The organism is Paenibacillus sp. FSL R5-0928, from assembly GCF_037970385.1.
Taxonomy (GTDB): Bacteria; Bacillota; Bacilli; order Paenibacillales; family Paenibacillaceae; genus Paenibacillus_AQ; species Paenibacillus_AQ odorifer.
The window spans coordinates 1,138,783-1,158,473 of the sequence record NZ_CP150225.1 but is presented as its reverse complement, the minus strand read 5'-3'; the positions used below and the strand labels follow the sequence as shown (position 1 = coordinate 1,158,473).

The window sequence follows — 19,691 nt, the reverse complement described above, 5'->3', positions numbered from 1 at the left end:
CACCTTCTCCAATAGATTTGGTATTCTTAACCTATAACATGATCCATATCCATTAAACCACAAAGTAGGAGGAACACATCATGACTAAGTCTATAGTATGTCTACAACCACTTACATCTCAGCAGCAGGAAAGGATCAAAGCGGCTGCCCCAGGCTATACATTTACACAAGGAGACGCAAAAAATCCGGATTTGCAGCTGCTTGCAGAAGCAGAAATTGTAATTGGCTGGGCAAAAGGTATTTCGGATACACTCCTTCGCCCCGAGTCCTCCCTTCGCTGGGTCCAGTCCTGGTCTGCTGGTATTGAGAAGCTTCCTCTCGATCGTCTTAAGCAACAAGGAATCCTGCTCACCAGTGGGAGCGGAGTTCATGCCGAACCTATTTCTGCGGTAATCTTCGGGTTCATGCTTCTCTTCACACGTAATTTGCATACGGCTGTACGTAATCAGCAGAACCGGATTTGGAAATCTGATGGCAGTGAAAGCGAGCTGTCCGGTAAAACAGCCGTAATAGCTGGAACTGGAGCGATCGGCAGTGAAACCGCCAGAATTGCTAAAGCCTTCCGGATGAAGACTATCGGTGTCAGCCGTTCCGGTAAACCAGTCGCAGACTTTGATCAAATCTATACAACAGATCGTTTATCCGAAGCTGTAAGTCAAGGCGATTTCATCATCAATACCCTTCCTATTACCGATGAAACCAAGCATTTATTTAATGCCACCAGCTTCTCCGCGTTTAAAGAAGGCTCCTATTACATTAACATTGGCCGTGGCGCAACTACCGATACTGAGGCTCTGATCGATGCATTGAATCGCGGACAACTCCGTGGCGCTGGTTTGGATGTTTTTGAGACCGAACCCCTTCCGCAGGATCATCCGCTTTGGTCTATGGAGCAAGTAATCATCACTCCACACTCCGCTGGAATTACAGATCAATACGCTGACCGGATCGTTAATATTTTTACCGAAAATGTGAAGTCTTACTTATCATCAGGCACACCTTCTCTAAATCTTGTTGATTACGACCGGCAATATTAATAATACGCTTTACAAAACAGGAACATCTGTTCTATAATAAGAAAATCCAAAGTTATCCATAAAGAGAGGGTTAGTGAAATGAAGGTCACGGTCACAGAATTTAACGAGCAATGGAGTCTAACGTTCATTGAAGAGGCTCAGAAGATTAAAGCCATCTTTGCTGATGCCCTCGTTGATATTCACCATATTGGCAGCACTTCTGTTTCCGGACTAAAAGCTAAACCAATCATAGATATAATGCCTGTAGTACGAAATATCGAAGCTGTAGATGAGTTCAACCAGCAAATGACAGCACTTGGTTATGAATGTATGGGTGAGTTCGGTACCAGTGGCAGAAGATATTTCAGAAAAGGCGGAAATAGCAGAACCCATCATGTTCATGTCTTCCAGATGGATAATAAGATAGATATCGACCGTCATCTGGCTGTAAGAGACTACCTTCGATCACATCCGGAGACGGTTAAACAGTACGGAGATTTGAAGGATACTCTTGCCAAACAATTCCCAGAGGACATTGCAGCTTATATAGACGGGAAAGAAGAATTTGTGGTTAATCTTGAAAGAACTGCATATGAGTGGTATTTAAATCAATAATCCTTATAAAAATAGCCCCTGCTGTTCATTTAGATTATCCTAAATGAACAGCAGGGACTACTTGTCTAAGCGTCTCTAATCCAAATCATAAATCGAGCCGACTTTCAGTCCGTACAGCTCATTATATATTTTCTCTGCAAAAGCATCAGTCATCCCTGCGATATAATCAATCACCATATGCTCCCAAGTCCAAATCGGTTTTGCCTGCTTCTGATCTTTCTCAAATCGCTGCAGCCAATCCGATGGAATAATGGCTTTAGAGGTCTGTGGATCCAGAAACGCTCCCCATAGACGGCGCAAAATCCACTCACTACGTTTCTGCAGCCGCTGCACACGCAAATCACGGATCATAGTAACCCACGCGAAGCTTTTCAGCACACTTACGGTCCGCAGCATATCTTCGTCTTCTTTTCCTTCCTTTATAAAGGTGACCTTCTTCCAGTCTTCATCTTGGATCACTCCCAAGCTGGCGACAAAGGTACTTACCCAATAAGCCTTAACTTCACGTCGAGTGCGGGAATAGTCATTTTCGCAGGTTGGCATTTTTTCCTTCCAAACCCGAAGAAATGAACTGAGCACTTCCTCGACCTTCGCGCGAATGCCTTCCTCTTCCCAGCCCTTCCAGAAGAAATCCTCGAGCGTGGTGATTTTCTCTACGATTAACCGCTGGATATAAGAATCATGCATAAAGTGTTCATGCACTTCAATCTTTCCGGCTTTAATCCCATCCTCCAGATCATGTGCAGAATAAGCGATATCGTCACAAAGGTCCATAAGCTGAGCCTCTAACGTTTTCTTACCTGCCGGTATTCCCCACTCTTTGCGGATCTCCGAAATATATCCCCATTCGTGAAGGTACATCCCCTTCTTCAGCGAGGTGCCGGGAAAAGGATACTTATTTATGCCTAGCAGCACAGCATCTGACAGATTTAGCCCATCAATATTCTCACGCTTCTCCAGAAACATAATCAGCCTATAATTGTGGGCATTGCCTTCGAAATGCTCATAACGTTGCTTCATCTGCTCATGGATCAGCAGGCGATCCACACCCGTTGCAACTGATTGCAGCGCAGCTTCGTTAGTTTTCTTTTCAATAAGCTGTTCCAAAATATTATCCAGCACTTCTTCCCCTTTATGTCCAAAGGGAGGATGGCCAAAATCATGAGCGATAGCTGCGCATTCCACTACCTCTGGATCTATAACAAGACCCGGATTCTCCGCCTTGGTGGTTTCCACTTCTGGATACGATCGCAGCAGACTTTTCGCCGCCTCACGAGCAATCTGTGCAACTTCAAGTGAATGAGTCAGACGCGTGCGGTAATAATCACCCGTCCCAGCCCCGAATACTTGTGATTTACCTTGCAGCCTCCGAAAAGTAGGCGAATGAATCAGGCGTGAATAATCACGCTCATAAGCAGCTCTCGACGTTTCTAGGCGGGTAATCTCCGGATACTGCCGGTGTTCTCTTTTTTCAATAAGTGTCATGTTCCCACCACCCTAACCAAATGTCTGTATATAGTACTTCATTATAAGGCATTTTCATAACAATTTTCACATCAAAATACAAAGGCTAATTTAATTATAGACGGTCACGTGGATAACTATGTAATCGTCAGAAGCCAAAATGAATCTCATAACCTGTACATGAAGATATAGTAGAAAGAAGAATGAGCACGAAAAAAGACTGGTTGCCTATACAAAACTGAAACTATGAATATACCGACCCCCAAAAGGAGCACTCTAAAATAAAAAAACAGGTGAAATGATGAAAACTTGCAGCAAAATTATGTTGATCACCCTTGCATTCTTTTTATGCTTCACGAACTCTGCTCTAGGTAGTCCAAGCAAAAACCGCGACTACTACGAAAAAAGAGGAGACATGATTTGGGAAGTACATACTAACCAAAAAGTGATTGCATTGACGTTCGACGACGGTCCTGACCCTTCTGAAACCGATCAAATCTTAAAGGTATTGAATCAATATCATGCGAAATGCACCTTTTTTGCGATAGGAAAAAGAATTGCAGCCTATCCAGAGGTAGCGAAACGAGTTATTGCTGAGGGGCATGAATTAGCTAACCATACCTACAATCACGTTTATTTTAAAAAACCTATTAATGAAGCACAATTTGAGCAGGAGCTAAGATTGACCGAAGAAGAGATTATAAAAGTCTCCGGTAAACATAGTTCACTGTTCAGACCACCAGGCGGCATGTATGACGAGACCTTAGTTGATCTGTCTAACAATATGGGCTTGAAGCCAATATTATGGTCCTGGCATCAAGATACTCGTGACTGGAATCGCCCAGGCGTGTACAGTATTTCGAACAAGGTCATTCGAAATGCACGTAATGGGGACATCGTTCTATTTCATGATCATGTGCACGGGCAGTCACAAACTAGAGAAGCTCTTAAAATTATTTTGCCGGAATTAGAAAAGAAAGGCTTTCGATTTGTCACTGTCTCTGAGTTGATCAAATTATCCAGTACACAGCAGGCGGGTAAACAACAATAGGCTAATTGCACAGGACTTCAAAATAGGGTAGTCTTGTCCTAATATGAAGTTCTGGAGGCTTTTGTCATGTCCGATAATACATCCTATACGACAGAGGAAATTGCCCGCTTATTAAAAATATCAAAATTAAAAGTATATGATCTAATTAAAAAAGGGGAGCTCCCCTCCTACCGTGTAGGAAAACAAATGCGCGTGGATCAATCCGATTTGGAAACCTACAAACAAAATACACGGAGTGGGGCGTCCACCGCTAATCCTACTACTATAATGGCCCAGACTCCACCAGCAATACCCTTGGCCTTTTCCGGTACAAATCCAGCTCAAATGCCAGCACAATCTCCCCACCTTAAAACTGTAGGACACAGCTTGGTGATTACAGGTCAGGATATGTCACTGGATATTCTAGCTACCTATTTGGAACGGGCTCTGCCTGAACGCCCTCTTCGTTCTTATGCCGGGAGTCTTGATAGCCTGATAGCCATGTATAAAGGGGAGTCGGACATTGTCAGCACACATCTGCTCGACGGGGATACTGGAGAATACAACCTACCCTATATCCGAAAAATACTCGTAGGATGCTCTTATGTTGTAGTTCGCCTACTTACCCGAAGTGCAGGTTTTTATGTACAAAAAGGGAATCCCAGGGGTATTCATGAATGGTCTCACTTAGAGCAGAACGGACTCACGCTGATCAATAGAGAACGAGGTTCAGGTGCACGCGTATTATTGGATGAACAGCTTCGATTGCATGGCATTCCAGCAGCCTGCCTATCAGGCTATGAGAACGAGGAGAACAGCCATTTGGCAGTTGCCGGTAAAGTGGCCCGGGGAGAAGCAGATGTAGCCATCGGCACCGAGAAAGCCGCTAAGATTGTCGACGGTGTTGATTTCGTTCCTATGATTCAGGAGTGCTACGATCTGGTGATGATTAAAAAACCGGATCATGAGCAATGGATTGCTGCCGTGATTGATATTTTGCGTTCACCAGCCTTCCAGAGTGAGCTTGGGTCCATTCACGGATATGATCTCACGGAAACAGGGACGATAATTTATGAGACTTAATGGGTCACAGCAGAAGACGGGAGCATTATGCAGAAGCGTTTAACTGTATTTCGTACAACTATATTACTTCGAACAACTCGCAAATTAGATATAACTGTATTTGGTACACCTATTTCTCTTGATTTACTACCCCATAGGCGACTTTTCTAGTTTTAGTTGTATAGAATACAATTAAAGTTAGAACGATTCCTTATGCAGACGGAATAACTGTATAGAATGCAGTTAACTCACAGACTCCATCAAAATCCGACGGCGCTAGAAGATGACATCAAAGTTGCCGGGTTCACTTGCCCAGCATCTGCTCAAACCACCCGCTTCAAACCAAAAACACCAGGCAGCAACTCTCCAATAACCGGAGAATCGCTGTCTGGTGTTTTTTTAAGAACGCCGATTCACAAACATCAGCATAGCGGCTGAAATAACAATAATTGAACATACCCACATCCACGCGAGCGTCATATTGCCTCCATCTACCGCAACATAGATCGCTGTGGGTAAGGTTTGCGTGCGGCCCGGAATATTGCCAGCTACCATGATGGTAGCGCCAAACTCCCCAAGACCGCGGGCAAAACCAAGAACATAACCGGCTGCCAGCGACCGGCCCGCAAGCGGCAGCGTGACATAACGCAGTACCTGCAGTTCACTTGCCCCTTGTGCCCGCGCCGCATCTTCAAGATCTGCTTCTATCCCTTCGAAACCCGCCTTCACTGTGCGGTATACGAGTGGAAAAGCTACGACTACAGCGGCGATAACAGCTGCCCCCCATGTGAACAGGATCGTCTGCTCCGTCATCTGTTCATACCATCTGCCGATCCAGCTTCGTCGGCCTAAAATAACTAAAAGTACAAATCCTACGACCGTCGGCGGCAATACGAGCGGAAGCAGCATTATAGTCTCTACCAAGCTGTGACCGGGAAACCTCCGGCCCGCCATAGCCTTCGCAGCAGCTGTTGCCAAAATGAATACAATAATGCTTGTAATCACAGATATTTTTACGGAAAGCCATACCGGGGCGAAGAAATCAGTCCAATTTATTTCCAACCTTATTCCACCCGCTTCTACTCGTAATTTCTATTTAAGGAAGCAGGAAGCCATAACTTACAAAGATATCATTAGCTTCCTTGCTTTGAAGGTAACTATACAACTCCTTAGCTGCCTTTTGATTCTTCGAGCTCTTCACGATGCCTGCCGGATAATTAATAGCTTTGTGTACATGTGGACCGACCGTCAAAGCGATTTTAGTTTTCTTTGAAGTAAGCGCATCTGTCTTATAGACAAAACCGGCATCGGCATTTCCTGTTTCTACATAAGAGAGAACCTGACGCACATCCTTGGCAAATACGAGTTTGCTTTGCAGCGGATCCCAGACCTTTTTCGCTGTCAATGATTGCTGAGCATACTGACCCGCTGGTACAGATTCAGGCTGTCCCACTGCCACCTTCTTAAAAGCTTTATCCGTAAGCTGAGTAATCGTTGTTAATTTAACCTTTGAATCTGAGGGTACGACTACAACCAATTGATTCTTAAGCAGAACCTTATGATCGGAGATAAGTCCACCTTCCACCAGTGCATTCATCTGTTTATCACCTGCAGAGAAGAACAGGTCCGCCGGAGCCCCTTGCTCAATCTGCTTTTGCAGAGTACCGGATGCTGCATAATTAAAAACCAAATCAATATCGGGATGTTTCTTTTCATAAAGGAGGGCAATCTTATCCAGGCTATCCTGCAAACTAGCCGCAGCGGAAACAATAATTTCAGTCTTCTTGGTGGCTGCTTGCACCTCTCCCCCTGGACCTGCAGATAAATTCACAACCAGAACGATTGCCAATATCCCCATCACGGAGAGTGTCCATTTCTTAAACATTTCCATTCCTCCCAATTTCGTATGTATATATTTAGATGCTATTCTAGCATACACTTTTTCGTTTTTCTATAACTACAGATATGTTTAGATATGTTTAGTTATATATTGTTATAATTAGACAATATATAATGATGATTTTGGCTTTTTGCACACAAAAAAGATGCCTCTGACTCCCCTAAATAGGGCTGCAAAGACACCTATTTCACGAATGATATTAATTCTTCATCTGTGGGCCAAGCACATCATGTTGACCGTCACCCACCAGGTTAAAGCCAAGTACATTCAACATAATGGATAATCCACTCCCCCAAGAAGCTCACCCGGATTAATATATTCATTTTTAAGAATCAAATGGATCTAGAGAATAGCCCTCTTCTGTATAAAATTGAACAAAGGTCAAATTCGAGGATAAAAATAAACCTCTAAATTGCAATTATGTTATTAAATGTATGTGGTATTATAAAAAGACTCACCAAACAAGAGAAATATTCTATAATTTTTGATTTGTAACAATATATGTAAACGAATATTTCATTTGAAGGTGAGAATCCATCTTATTTATATTGCGATATCCATTTCTCCAACTGCTGCCTGAGCACTTCACGATAATAAAACGGCTCTATGATTTCCGCATCCTCTTCAAATCGCTTAATCCAGCGGACAAATGCAATATCTTGTTCCAATGCGACTTTAAAATAACAACACCGAGCTTGACGGTCTACTTTATTCGGCTTATAGGGCAAATCCTCTTTCTTTAGCCCTTCCATGATTCGCTCCGAAAATTTCACTTTAAACTCTACCTGCAAACTATCGCGGTCAAGTGACCATTTTTGCTTCATAAAAGCTTGCAAATCAAATGATTCCTTTGAGAAGCAGCGGTTTAATGGCTTTACGTTTGAAAAATCGTTGATATGATATGTACGAATAACACCCTGATGATGGCAAAATCCAATGAGATGAAAACGATTTTCCAGTGGGACTAAACAATAAGGATCGATGGTTATTTCCTTCTCCTCCACCGCATTCTCGCAATAATTCGCTTGAATACTCCTCTGCTTTAATAAAGACTCCAAAATAGGTGTCAAAAAAGATTGATGCTCCATCTGTGCACCGCTTCTTTCCAACCAGCTTGTACCTGCTTCTCTTCTTGCACGTTCTATCGTTTCTTCCCGCTCTGCCTTTCGCTTGTATTCAGCTGCGACTACTTTTTCATAAGCGCCTTCAAAATCGATAGGCAGAACGGGTTTAATATCTTCCATAATATAGCGTAATTGCGAAAACGCAGCCGCCTCTTCTTCCGACCAATCCAAAGGATAAAGTGCAAAATTGCCAATAAAAGCATAGCCTTTTCCATGTCCAAGGTGGGTTATAGGAATATGCATGGCGCTAAGCGCGTCCATATCCCGGTATATCGTTCTCTCGCTGTTGCCGCAGCGTTCCGCCAATTCACGGGCTAATATCCCTGGCTTGGCTTGAACAAGTGTAATAATGCGCATCAGTCGGATTAATCGGTCTGTCATATTCAGTTCCCCTTGATTTATGGTTAAATAGACCCATTATTTTATGAAAAAAAGTAATAGTGTGATAGAACTTTTTTACTATGTTACCACATTTTATATTACAATTCTTCTGATTATTTTCCGCCGAACCCGCTGACAAAACAAATTTATGTATAGGTCTTTTTTCGTCAATATGCATCTTCTAGTTGTATGTCCTATATCAATTTCCAGTAGCAGTTTTACCCCGCTTCTGATACTCGAATCCAATCTGTTTATACAACATTTCGGCCTCTTTAAGTAGTAAAGGATCTCCAGAACGTACGGCTAGTAATAGTAATTTATCTGCGTGACGGCAGAGCATTTCATGAGCTTGACTATGTTGTCCTTCATTTTGCAACGTGGTTGCCTCCTCAATCGTTTCAGCTGTTTTTAACAATTCCAGATGTTTCTCTACATGAAAGCAGCAGGTTTCACTCAGAACCTGAGTATGATGAGTGTATTCTAGCTCAAGAACCTTTACTGGAAGCTCTTGAACACGCTCTACGGTTGGCTTTTTATATTTCCACTGTAAGGAAAGAGCTTCATATCTACCTGCAATAGTAGTAGAGATATTGAATTCCAGTGCAATAAACTTTCGTTGCCCCGTTTTTATTTTGCCAAGCTTAAGAAGTAGCGAACTGCCTTCACCGACTTCAAACTCACACCCATACGAGCGCTTAAAAGTTACATGGGGTTCAAGCCAAACCCGCAGTTCGATTTCACGTGCAACCACTTTATAACTGCTGGGTCGGCTGTGCTCTGAAGGCATATTCCCTTTCCATTCGACAAGCAAGATAACATTACGATTGCCGCCTGCAAAAATACGATTTTGACTCCATGTGAATACGGGATGAATACTTTCTATCATTATTTCCACCTCTTTCTTTTTTTGGGTCTTCTATTAATGTACCAATAATGGCGGACAACTCCATGTCATGGAATGTATGTTCGGTTCTATATTATCGACAAAAAAAGAGTCATTCTACATGCTTAGTAGACTGACTCTTGTAAAAACAACCCCTTTTGTCTTTTTATGACGAAAATTTTATGTTTTTTTTCTCATCGACTCCCTAATTTAGTCTGCACTCGCTCTCGCTTGAAAAATAGTCCCAGTGCCCATTTGGCACACAACAGAGAAAATATAAAAAACAGTGTGGCCCAAAATATAGCCGGTACGGGAGTCATTTTTGCCAGATTGCTGGCATCTCCTGCACGGGACGGTGATACAGCAGCCGCGTATACCAGAAATAAACTTCCCATTACAGACTCCTCCAAGGTTAAAAAGGCCAATAACAAATAATAATATTTGCTGGCCTTCTTCCAAACCACCAGCATTAGAATATTTAACGCAATAAATCCGCCCAACCACATCATGCCAAAGCTTCCTCGTACGTATAGCAGGAGCATAATCAACGCCACACCCGTAGCTAAGATAAGGCCCCAATCATGGCGTCCCTTACTATATAAATAGAAGAGCAGAAGTGCAAATAAGGAGGCTAGCAAATAACCCGAGAGGGAAACTAATATTGCCTTGCCCCCTTCTTGAATGGCTGAATAGGTTACACCGCTATGATCTGCGTATAATTCAATCCTCAGCACACTACCCGACAGTAGTAAGGTCATCAGAGCATGACCAAATTCATGAATCATCGTGTCTAAATTCCGAAACAAAGATGAAAATGGGATCAATCTAGTCAAAAAAGCAGATCCGATCAGAAGCAATATTGTTTTAAGCCATTTGTTCAATCGACAGCAGCCCCTTTCGTCCAAAGTATACGATAAATAGTACCTCTTCTCAATCGAGATAATCACGGACTGATCGTGTTTAATAATGAGTAAACGAAAACCTTAAGGAGGTAAAAATTACTTTCATTATAAGCATTGCCAGTCCCATGGCGTACGCTGTCAGAAGCTGTCAAGCTGTGTTAAAATAAAAGAACTACAAGCCTAAATTGGGTGGTGATTATATAGATGAAGCAACATAAATCCCGAGCATATCTACAGCTGTTATATTCGCTCCTGTTCTTGCTGACGCTTACTGTATGCCTGCCAGCTCCTGTAGCAAAAGCTAATATATTCAGTGATATCTATAATGGAGTTAAAAATTTCTCCGAGCTGCCAAACGAAGTGAATGAATTAAAGGAAGGTTTTCAGCAAACTGCTGAAGAGCTTCAGCAGGCAAAGGATAAGCTCGCGAATACCACGCAGGAGATGGAAGCTTACCGGATACAGAACGAAAGCCTACAAGAGCAGAATCGCCAACTGACGCAGATGGTTGATGAATTAAAAAATGACCGGACGGCACGCGAAGAATATTATCATAAAATCAAAGTGACTATTTTTACAGGGATTGGACTAATCCTAGGTTATTTTATACTGATCCGTTTTATTCGTTTCAGCATGCTTTACCGTTCTCGAAAAGGGGATCGTCTGCGTTAGTCTTACGTATTCATTGAAGATCACAGTCACAGCATGAGGGAGATGAACTATGAACATCGATATCCAAGATGAAAGCGACAGTGGAAGCGGACAAGCCGTAGCCTTCTCCCTTCAGGAGAAGGAAGAGGTTCATGTACTCCATCCACAACAAATTATCGCTTATCAAGGTCCTTCCTCAGGACGAGCGGACAGATTTATGGATGTAAAGGGCATATACCGCAAGCGAAAGTTGATTCGTTCCGATATGGCAGGTCCTTGCCATTTCGTTGCCGCCCTTCCGCCAGGCTATCGCATAAAAATCCTGCAGCTCGATGGTAAAAGCGATCTGCTGTACGACTTTAAGCATCTCTTCTTCTACAGTATAGGTATTTCGCTGGAGACCCGGGTGCTAAGCATGAAGAATGTGCTCGTTACACGGGATATTGTAAAGGTGAAATTTTCGGGCAATGGCATGATTGGCATACTGACAGAGGGTACGGTCTGTGAAGCTGTACTGCATCCGACCAACCCCCTTTATGTCGATGCAGGCAGCATTATTGCCTACCCTGAGAATGCCAAGCTGGAGCTCACCGTTTACGGCAACCATTTGGCTAGCCAGCATATGAGCTATCACTGGAAGATGACAGGTCACGGGCCTGTGCTGTTTCAGGCAGGACGTCAGAACCGCCGATTCGAAAGAGATAATAACGATGATGGAATTGTTAAACGATTTCTACGCGAGGTAGTCCCCTTCGGGGGTGTGTTTATTAAATAGTTGTGTTCAGCAGTAAAACAACAAAACAAAGAGCGCCATGCGTATCCTATACGCAGGCGCTCTTTGTGGTTCTATCCTTTATAAGACTGTTGTCTTAGGCGATAAAAGCATTCAACATCCATGCATGTTTCTCAATGCTGCTTCTAATACCAATCAGCAGATCCGCAGTAGGTTGATCAGCCAGTTCTTCTGCAGTAGCAATCGCAGCTTGCAGTTCTTTAGAGACAGTCGTAAAGTCTCTAACCAGCTCCATTACCATACCCTTGGCATCTTCGCCACCACGAGCTTCCTGTAAATCGGAAAGCTCCAAATATTGTTTCATAGAGGAGGCAGGTTGTCCACCAATAGCAAGCAGGCGCTCAGCCAAATCATCTGCATAACCAGCAGCTTCATTGTAGAGTTCTTCAAACTTCTCATGCAGCGTGAAGAATTGGGATCCGCTAACATACCAGTGATAATGATGAAGCTTTACCCCAAGCAGGAACCAGTTCGCGGTCTGGTGGTTCAAAGCAGCGTGCAGTTCAGTTTGGCTCTTTAGTTGTGTACTCATTAATAAAACCTCCTATGGTTAATTTATCATATTGTATTTAGACTCGTTCTAAATCTATATACAATTTAACACATCCTTTTGCTTTTTGCAACCACTTTGAAGATTTACATGTTGCCGATTCTAGCATAACTTTTGTTATACCGCCTATTATCTCTGTCACACTCTGGATAACGGCCTCTTTCTAAACTTAAATCAAAGATATATTTTCCTCCGCCGTCTTCCCTTTCTGACTCCGGAAAAAAGCCCTCATCTCATCGCGTTTGCTCTTTGGACTTAAGACATATACAGTATCCCCTGGCTCAATGACGGTACTGCCATGGGGGGTGACAATGCTTTTATTCCGGATAATAGCAGTAAATAAGATATCATCTGGCAGTCCAATATCGGAGATTTTCTGCCCGGCAATGGGCATGTAGGGTTCAATTCCTATGTGGTTGAACTCGGAATCTGTCTTGCCAAGGGCGACCAGCTCCATCAGTGATGGCTGTGCTGAATCCTCTTGCCCCACCAGCTTCAACCGGGAAGCCAGCGGTGAAATGCTTGTTCCTTGAATCACTGCTGAGGTCAGCACGACGAAGAACACCACATTGAAGAACAGTCGTCCGTGGGGAAGATTGGCTAGCAGCGGATAGGTTGCCAGTACAATTGGAACGGCTCCGCGCAGGCCTGCCCAGGAAATCAGTGTTTTTTCACGAATAGAGAATTTGGAAAAGAGCAAGCTTATAAACACACCAATGGGCCTTGCCACAACCATCAGAATGACGGACAGCAATATACCTTGCCAAGCCACCTCCGCCAGCTCCTGTGGAAATACCAGTAGACCCAGCAATATAAACATAAATATTTGCATCATCCAAGCGAAGCCATGACTAAAATTCATAATTGTTCGATGATACATTAGCTCAGAATTGCCAAGGGTAAGACCCATTACATAGACAGCCAGCAAGCCGCTGCTATGAACGAGTGCAGATAACCCGTAGGTTAGGACAGCAAATCCAATCGCCAATACCGGGTAAAGCCCCGTGGAATCCAGGTTAATTCGATTGATAAGGTATACTGCGATTTTGCCAAGTACAATCCCTATCACCAAACCAACTGCCATCTCCCATATAAAGGACAGCACAAGTCCCCATATCGCCATATCCGGATGCTGAATCCATTCGATCAGCGATACTGTCAAAAACACCGCCATAGGATCGTTGCTGCCTGATTCCGCTTCGAGTGTCGAGGTCAGTCGTTTGTCAATATTCTTACCGCCTAATACCGAAAAGACCGCAGCCGCATCAGTCGAACCCACGATAGCTCCGAACAGAAAACTTTCCGCCCATGACACCTCAAGAATCAGCTTAGCGAACACCCCAACGATAGCTGTCGTTAACAATACGCCTACCGTAGATAAGGATAATGCCGGCCGAATAATAGGCTTGATATCCTTAATACTGGTCTGCATCCCACCTTCGAACAGGATAACAACCAGCGCAAAAATCCCGGCCATTTGTGTTAAGGAAGCATTGTTAAAAAAGATAAATTGACTCAGTACCATCCCCGCAGCAAGGAAAAGCACTAGCGCTGGCATTCCAAATTTAGTGGAGAATTTGGTGGAAAACACACCTACAAGTAAGAGAGCTGCCAGCAATAATATGATATTATCTGCAAGTTGGGTCACCGTTTATTCACTTCCCTTTCTCTTCTAGCTTAAAATATAAGCTTCCTTATTTATGTACGTTATTACCCTTATCCACATCCTTTTGAGACATTGAATAATATAAGCAGGATTGAAGATTTCATCCGCTGGGGCTTATACTTAAAATAATTCCTTCCTACCCTGCTCGTATTTACATATAAGGAGGCTGACTGTAAATGCAATTGAGATTAATTAAACCTGCGGAGCTGGATCAAGCCGCTCTTCTAGCCCATTCCATCTTTCGCAAAGCCGGCGACACTTCTATGAAAGAGCTGTTTCCGCTGATTTTCAGCCCTGGTTACACTCACTCTTATGCAGCCGTTGCCGAGGACGGTAGCATCGCTGCTTTTATGGGATTAGTGCCCTCCACGATCCGCACTGGAGAAGCTCTCCTGAACGTATTCTCCATCGGTGCAGTTTGCACAGATCCTGCTTATCGCGGCCAGGGACTAGCCGGTCAGCTTCTACAGCTATGCCAGACCCATGCTGCGAATGCTGGCGCATCACTTATCTTTGTCTCGGGTGACCGCTCGCTGTATACCCGAGCGGGATGCGTACCGTTCGGCGGTACGCAATTTGCCGAGCTGAACGCAAGCTCGGCTCACGCACTTGCTGCCGCAGCAGGGGAAGAATGGACGCTGCGGCCAATGCAGCCGGGCGACTTCTTCGCCGTCAACCGGCTGCTGAATGAACGCGAAGCCGGACAGATGTACAGTCCGGGTGAGCTGGCGCTGCTGCTGGGTGCCGAGGCTTACGCGGGTGTGCTGGGCTTGTCCCAGCGCACACTCGTAGCCGTGCGGGACGGCAGCATCGAGGGGTTCGCCGCGATGGCTGTGCCCGCGGCGGATGTGCCGGCGCCGAGCCCAGCGACGGCGGTGGATTGGGCCGGCCAGCCGCAAGCGGTAGCGGCGTTGCTGGCCAAGGCGGCTCTGTGCAACGGCGTTGGCACGCTGCAAGTGCCTGTGCCGTGGCAGGAGCGCAGCCTGCTCGCGCTTCTGCGGGACGCCGGCGCCTCCTTAAGCGCCGGCGCGAACAGCGGGACGGTCTGCATAGCAGACCGGGAAGCGCTTTTGCGGCAGACGGAAGTATGCCGCAAGCGTAGCCTCGACTTGTCGTCCGTGGACGACAAGGAGCTGATCTCGCTGCTGTTTGATCCAGCGAGCCCGCTTCGCACCTCAGATTCCTCAGGGGAATCTGAGGCAATTCCATTACCTTATATGTCTGGTCTCCATTTTATTTAAAGCACAAAAATAACCTCAGCGGGAGAATGATCCCGCTGAGGTTATTTAGTATGCTCTATTAACAGTTATATAAATTCAAAGGATTGCTTATTCTCTGGAGTACACCTGTAGCTCTTGAATAGACCAATAATTCCCGCCCGCTCCGGTCTGTACAATTTTTACATACCTCGTCTTCACTTTAGAAACGGATATCTTAGTAAGCTCTTTCGTACCTTTACCAGACGTGAGTTTTTTCCAGTTTTGAGCATCGTCAGAAATATAAACTACATAGTCTCTTGGATAATCAAATGGTGATAACGTGCTGTCCAAATCTATTCTTTCAATTTCATGTGCTTCACCCAGATCAATCTGAAAATACTCTCCAGAAACCTGATGTTTCCCCGTATCCCAGCGCGTGCGCCGATCCCCATCGATGGCCAGACTTGGAGCTGATGCCACCGTATTCACATTTGAGGTTACCTTCCACTTTGTCCGATCCAGAGGAACCAGGCCGGTGGCTGTAATCTGAATTTTGTCGGAAAGTAGATTTGAACCTGATACCCTTACCGCGTAGGTATATAACGTCCCTTCACGTAAATTATGATCCGTGTATTCTGTAAGCTTCACATCGGTGGCTACCACCTTCATTTCCCCCCCGCTACCTTCAGCACGAAGCAGCTCGTAGCTTGCTCCCGGTGCCTCCAACCAATTTAATTTTACAGCTAAACCTTTTGTTGCTGCGGCTTTGAATCCTTTAGGGGCCGACGGCTTTACTTCAGAGGAAGGCTGCAAAATATACTGCACAGCCTCTCCTGGAGCAAGTGTCTCCGTAAAAGTTAACGTGGGAGTAGCCTTTTTACCTGTTACATAGCTTCTTGCTTTCTCATACGTATCCCCGTTTCCAAAACGTTCCCCTTCATACACCCCGTTTTTCGGCATAGTCACATTTACACTCACAGTTTGTGGAGTAGACTCAAAGTTAACGAAATTAACCAGCACCTTATTTGAGGTCGCTCCGCTTCCCGCAAGAGGCTTCAATGTAGAAGTATCCACGGCCCGAACATATACCAGCTTGTCGGCTAACACATCTTTGTTGGCAACTTGATAAGTTAATGGAGCTCCATGCGTAGCATAGGCAAGACTGAGCCTTCTCATGATGCTGACACGTGAATCCTCATTTTCTTTTGTATAATAAATCTCTGTGGTCGCCGGATCATGCTCTTCTAAATTAAACCCGTATTTGAATAAACTGAAATCCTTAAAAAAAGCAGCATGCTGCACAAACATATCCGCATAACCAATATGTGCACGCATGATCCGGTCGAATACAGCCGCTGTCCGCTCCGTTGCCCCGTATTGATAGGCATCCACATGACTGTCCGAGGTACCAAATTCAGTGGTCAGCATTTTTTTGCCGAGTCCATTTTCTGCGCCAGTGAAGGTCTTCAAATTCTCAGTAAAGCTTCCTCCATTACTAAAAATATAAGAGTCCCCGTAGGAATGTCCATTGGTCAAATCCGTAACCTTCTCCAGCTCCATACGTTGCTCTGGATCACGTTCCCAGCCATCCGGATCTCCACATTCCTTCCCAGTTCCCTTCTGATTACCGCAGGAATCCTCACTGTAACTCGGCCAATACGCCCAGCCCGGAGCAACAGTTTGTAAATGGGGCGCGATTTGCTTGCCCTTTTTATTTAGCCAGTCCGCAATCGCCAAGTTAACTGCCTTAGAACGATTGAATAATCCTGGCTCATTATCTACCTCATAATATTGAAAATAGGGGCTATATTGCTCAAAATAATCCGTCAGCTTTTTCTCTGCATCAGCGGGCAACGATCCGTCTGCCTTAAGCTTAATATCACCAGTATGCAAATACAGAGCAACCGCCTGCATGTTGTAATCCTGCAACACCTTGTAATATTCCATCATATCCGAGCAGGACCGCCCAACATCGCTGGCACAGCTGGTTCGCATCACATTGCCGCTATAAGCCATACCTAGCCATTTGATAACATAAGGCAAGTGCGTAACTGCACCTTCATCGAAATAAAATTGCTTATTATTCACTACTGTTCCGGTCAATGTGTAGCTGCCATGGATAGGCTCAGAAATTGGAGCGTTAAGAGACTCTAAACGGAGATTATCCCAAGTCCACCAGGAATATTCGTCTTCTTTGTCACTGCAATATAAACAGCGAACCGTTTGCAGCTTCAATTCGTTCGTTCCTATCTTCAATTGCTCCTTGGGAATATATAATTCATAGGTCTTTTGAAAGCTATATTCACTTTCTGTGCCAGCAACGCCTGCAATTTGAATGATCCCCGACAATTGATGATTGGAGAACACACTCATTTGCGGCACGGATTTATACGCATCCAGAATACCTACGCTAAATAAGACCCCATTCTCCGGGATCTTATTTAGCTGATATGTGATCGTTAATTCCGGCTGGGTCTTTCCATTCAAGCCTGCAGGCAAGCTCTGCAGAGCCGATGATTTGAGCACCGAAGAAGGAACATTAAAGTCCTTCTTGCTGCCAGAAGTGCCACTCGCAGCGAATTCAGCTGCTGAGCCATCATGTTGTCCCAGATTCCAGATCACAGTACCATCCGGTATTTCTGCTGCAGCATCAGTTCCTGCAGATAGTCTCGGTATATTGGCACCTACCTTATAATCGTTTGTCCTATTCGTTCCGAAGACAGAGACAGACAACAGAAACAAGACGGTTAATGCGGCGAATTTTAGTAATAACAGTAATGGTTTGTTTGCAGATATCTTATTTTTTCTATTAGATATTCTCCTCGTTATTCCCATCCATAGGTCCTCTCTTTCTTCCGGAATGTCTTACCCTATCATTTCATTAGATTAAGGAAGGAACAATGCCCCTTGTGGAATTACCTGCTGCTTCTGGCTGGAACTCTCCCATAGCAAACGAAGATTGGCATCTCCTTCATTTTCATAATATTCAATTTGGATATCATAAAGCGTTCCAGCTGTGAGCGGGATACTTCCTTTATGAAGGGTTGCACTTTGATTTTTCCAATTGTCGATGATCAGCTTTCCGTCAATCCAGACATGGACTCCATCATCAGAGGATGCTGAAATTGTATATTTCTCACTGAATTTGGGTTTGAGCTTCCCTTTCCAGCGTACAGAAAAGTGATCTTCATTTATCCCTGAGGCAGGTGACGCACCATGCCAATTAAAATCAATCTTACGGTCATCGCGGATAAGTACCGCTTCTCCCTCTAAATCAGTATTGTTATAGTATTCTCCAGTTAAACCCGTTAGGGTTACCGGAGTTACGGGTGCTATCGAAGGACCTCCTGTTGTGAGAACATAGTCCTCTCTCGATACTATAAACGAGTCTTTCATAAAGCTTTTAATTGACTGTAGCGTATTATTTTCTGTCAGTAATTTTCCCCAGGTCATCATATAGACCCATTTATTTTGTTTCTCAGTTAATACATCCGGGTTCGGCAGCTGTCCGCTCTCCCCGATTCCGATAGGTTTACCCTCGGCCAATGCGAGCAGATCCTCATAGTAGGACTGCTTATAATCGTTATTGTAGATATCCGCAGCCAGAACATCGAGTTTATCCCCACCGGGATAATATGCAGCATAAGGATCTGACCATTCATTCGGCGCATTCGGATTCCATACCCACAGTAGATTATTTAGCTTGTGTGTGTTTACAAAACGATCATAGACAATACTCCAAAGCTCTGAAAAATTTTCCTTTTTCCCCCACCAAAACCAACCGCCATTCATTTCATGGTAAGGTCGCCATAAGACCGGAACTCCGGCATCACGCAATTGTCCCAAATATCCAGCAACCTCGTCTAGATCTGAGATTAGCCTCTTATACTGAGCTGTCCCAGGTGTAACATAAGCATTAAATTTCTCTTGACTGAGACTTCTGTTTACATTGGACCATTCTGGAGATGTTCCCGGCAAACTCTGATGGAATGTCATGGCTACAATGCCACCCTCGTGATGCCATTCAATTGCACTGTCTATCACTGCTTGCCGCTGTTCTGCGATCGTCCCTTCGGATTGATTATTAATCGCCCCTAATTCATAACCATGTAGAACGGCATTTTGTCCCGAAGTATTCTTCAGCTTATGAACCAGTTCATCTGGGCTTTCTAGATAATCATGCTGGCCGGACAAAATCCCTTTGCCACGTAGATTCACCAAATTACTCAGCAGTTGCTTAGCCTCTTCAGAAGCCGATGGATTACTGGGTATAACCGGAGGTAAAGAGGAAGAAACACTCATAGCCTTCGGAAGACTCTTAACCTCTCCCCAAGGCAGCAAGGAAAAAATAATAAACACCGGTAACATAGTAAACAACAATCTGTTTTTCTTATAATATTTACGCAAATAAATCCTCCTTTCGGTAGCTGTACTGCCTCTACAGGTGCTAAATAA

The 19,691-nt window shown here is 44.4% G+C and carries 17 protein-coding genes; 7 read left to right on the top strand and 10 right to left on the bottom strand.

All coding sequences use genetic code 11. From position 1 onward, the window contains the following. The first annotated feature begins 80 nt into the window (after positions 1-80). Positions 81-1,037 carry a D-2-hydroxyacid dehydrogenase gene (locus MKZ16_RS04960; RefSeq protein ID WP_076104232.1) on the top strand — a complete coding sequence of 319 codons (957 nt, stop codon included), beginning with the start codon at positions 81-83 and terminating at the stop codon, positions 1,035-1,037. 78 nt (positions 1,038-1,115) lie between these two features. After that, the gene (locus tag MKZ16_RS04955) at positions 1,116-1,631 is read left to right on the top strand and encodes a GrpB family protein (RefSeq protein ID WP_076104231.1); all 516 of its coding nucleotides are present in this window, start codon (positions 1,116-1,118) and stop codon (positions 1,629-1,631) included. A gap of 75 nt (positions 1,632-1,706) precedes the next feature. Here the strand turns inward: MKZ16_RS04955 and dgt are convergent, their stop codons facing one another. Continuing rightward, positions 1,707-3,116, bottom strand: a complete 1,410-nt coding sequence (gene dgt / locus MKZ16_RS04950; RefSeq protein ID WP_076104230.1) for a dGTP triphosphohydrolase — start codon at positions 3,114-3,116, stop codon at positions 1,707-1,709. A gap of 277 nt (positions 3,117-3,393) precedes the next feature. On the opposite strand from dgt, the gene MKZ16_RS04945 reads away from it, so the two are divergent. Both MKZ16_RS04945 and MKZ16_RS04940 read left to right on the top strand, forming a co-directional pair. Beyond that, positions 3,394-4,146, top strand: coding sequence for a polysaccharide deacetylase family protein (locus MKZ16_RS04945; protein ID WP_339204511.1), 753 nt, complete (start codon positions 3,394-3,396; stop codon positions 4,144-4,146). Between the two features lie 66 nt (positions 4,147-4,212). Next, on the top strand, positions 4,213-5,208 hold the full coding sequence (locus MKZ16_RS04940; protein ID WP_076104229.1) for a helix-turn-helix transcriptional regulator: 996 nt from the start codon (positions 4,213-4,215) through the stop codon (positions 5,206-5,208). Positions 5,209-5,586: 378 nt separating this feature from the next. Here the strand turns inward: MKZ16_RS04940 and modB are convergent, their stop codons facing one another. From modB to MKZ16_RS04915, 5 genes are all read right to left on the bottom strand, one after another. Then, positions 5,587-6,243: a molybdate ABC transporter permease subunit gene (gene modB / locus MKZ16_RS04935; protein ID WP_170914257.1), complete on the bottom strand. Its 657-nt coding sequence runs from the start codon at positions 6,241-6,243 to the stop codon at positions 5,587-5,589. Positions 6,244-6,283: 40 nt separating this feature from the next. After that, positions 6,284-7,078, bottom strand: a complete 795-nt coding sequence (modA, locus tag MKZ16_RS04930; protein WP_176462621.1) for a molybdate ABC transporter substrate-binding protein — start codon at positions 7,076-7,078, stop codon at positions 6,284-6,286. Between the two features lie 548 nt (positions 7,079-7,626). After that, positions 7,627-8,592 carry a WYL domain-containing protein gene (locus tag MKZ16_RS04925; protein ID WP_036676573.1) on the bottom strand — a complete coding sequence of 322 codons (966 nt, stop codon included), beginning with the start codon at positions 8,590-8,592 and terminating at the stop codon, positions 7,627-7,629. Between the two features lie 199 nt (positions 8,593-8,791). Continuing rightward, positions 8,792-9,478 (bottom strand): hypothetical protein, encoded by a 687-nt coding sequence (locus tag MKZ16_RS04920; protein ID WP_036676574.1) that lies wholly within the window; start codon positions 9,476-9,478, stop codon positions 8,792-8,794. A gap of 191 nt (positions 9,479-9,669) precedes the next feature. Then, entirely contained in the window at positions 9,670-10,356 is a 687-nt protein-coding gene (locus MKZ16_RS04915) for a M50 family metallopeptidase (RefSeq protein WP_076104227.1), read from the bottom strand. A gap of 225 nt (positions 10,357-10,581) precedes the next feature. Between MKZ16_RS04915 and MKZ16_RS04910 the strand changes: the two genes are divergently transcribed. After that, positions 10,582-11,049 carry a hypothetical protein gene (locus MKZ16_RS04910; protein WP_076104226.1) on the top strand — a complete coding sequence of 156 codons (468 nt, stop codon included), beginning with the start codon at positions 10,582-10,584 and terminating at the stop codon, positions 11,047-11,049. Between the two features lie 49 nt (positions 11,050-11,098). Then, complete coding sequence (locus MKZ16_RS04905; protein WP_036676578.1) at positions 11,099-11,803, top strand: AIM24 family protein; 705 nt, start codon at positions 11,099-11,101, stop codon at positions 11,801-11,803. A gap of 94 nt (positions 11,804-11,897) precedes the next feature. Here MKZ16_RS04905 and MKZ16_RS04900 read toward each other — a convergent pair whose 3' ends face one another. After that, the gene (locus MKZ16_RS04900) at positions 11,898-12,353 is read right to left on the bottom strand and encodes a Dps family protein (RefSeq protein ID WP_076104225.1); all 456 of its coding nucleotides are present in this window, start codon (positions 12,351-12,353) and stop codon (positions 11,898-11,900) included. A 187-nt stretch (positions 12,354-12,540) separates the two neighbouring features. After that, complete coding sequence (locus MKZ16_RS04895; protein WP_036676580.1) at positions 12,541-14,019, bottom strand: potassium/proton antiporter; 1,479 nt, start codon at positions 14,017-14,019, stop codon at positions 12,541-12,543. Between the two features lie 194 nt (positions 14,020-14,213). On the opposite strand from MKZ16_RS04895, the gene MKZ16_RS04890 reads away from it, so the two are divergent. Further along, a complete protein-coding gene (locus tag MKZ16_RS04890; protein ID WP_076104224.1) occupies positions 14,214-15,278 on the top strand; it encodes a GNAT family N-acetyltransferase in 1,065 nt (354 codons plus the stop codon). Positions 15,279-15,365: 87 nt separating this feature from the next. Here the strand turns inward: MKZ16_RS04890 and MKZ16_RS04885 are convergent, their stop codons facing one another. Together MKZ16_RS04885 and MKZ16_RS04880 are read right to left on the bottom strand one after the other, a co-directional pair. Continuing rightward, positions 15,366-18,071, bottom strand: a complete 2,706-nt coding sequence (locus tag MKZ16_RS04885) for a discoidin domain-containing protein (protein WP_081393346.1) — start codon at positions 18,069-18,071, stop codon at positions 15,366-15,368. Positions 18,072-18,122: 51 nt separating this feature from the next. After that, entirely contained in the window at positions 18,123-19,643 is a 1,521-nt protein-coding gene (locus tag MKZ16_RS04880; protein WP_339815418.1) for a glycosyl hydrolase, read from the bottom strand. Positions 19,644-19,691: the final 48 nt, after the last annotated feature.

What these genes read in the sequence shown, in the direction of transcription:
- MKZ16_RS04890 (WP_076104224.1), top strand. Translation starts at nt 14,214, where the DNA reads ATGCAATTGAGATTAATTAAACCTGCGGAGCTGGATCAAGCCGCTCTT.
- MKZ16_RS04885 (WP_081393346.1), bottom strand. Translation starts at nt 18,071, where the DNA reads ATGGGAATAACGAGGAGAATATCTAATAGAAAAAATAAGATATCTGCA.
- dgt (WP_076104230.1), bottom strand. Translation starts at nt 3,116, where the DNA reads ATGACACTTATTGAAAAAAGAGAACACCGGCAGTATCCGGAGATTACC.
- MKZ16_RS04920 (WP_036676574.1), bottom strand. Translation starts at nt 9,478, where the DNA reads ATGATAGAAAGTATTCATCCCGTATTCACATGGAGTCAAAATCGTATT.
- MKZ16_RS04900 (WP_076104225.1), bottom strand. Translation starts at nt 12,353, where the DNA reads ATGAGTACACAACTAAAGAGCCAAACTGAACTGCACGCTGCTTTGAAC.
- MKZ16_RS04945 (WP_339204511.1), top strand. Translation starts at nt 3,394, where the DNA reads ATGATGAAAACTTGCAGCAAAATTATGTTGATCACCCTTGCATTCTTT.
- MKZ16_RS04960 (WP_076104232.1), top strand. Translation starts at nt 81, where the DNA reads ATGACTAAGTCTATAGTATGTCTACAACCACTTACATCTCAGCAGCAG.
- MKZ16_RS04925 (WP_036676573.1), bottom strand. Translation starts at nt 8,592, where the DNA reads ATGACAGACCGATTAATCCGACTGATGCGCATTATTACACTTGTTCAA.
- MKZ16_RS04940 (WP_076104229.1), top strand. Translation starts at nt 4,213, where the DNA reads ATGTCCGATAATACATCCTATACGACAGAGGAAATTGCCCGCTTATTA.
- MKZ16_RS04955 (WP_076104231.1), top strand. Translation starts at nt 1,116, where the DNA reads ATGAAGGTCACGGTCACAGAATTTAACGAGCAATGGAGTCTAACGTTC.
- modA (WP_176462621.1), bottom strand. Translation starts at nt 7,078, where the DNA reads ATGGAAATGTTTAAGAAATGGACACTCTCCGTGATGGGGATATTGGCA.
- MKZ16_RS04905 (WP_036676578.1), top strand. Translation starts at nt 11,099, where the DNA reads ATGAACATCGATATCCAAGATGAAAGCGACAGTGGAAGCGGACAAGCC.
- MKZ16_RS04910 (WP_076104226.1), top strand. Translation starts at nt 10,582, where the DNA reads ATGAAGCAACATAAATCCCGAGCATATCTACAGCTGTTATATTCGCTC.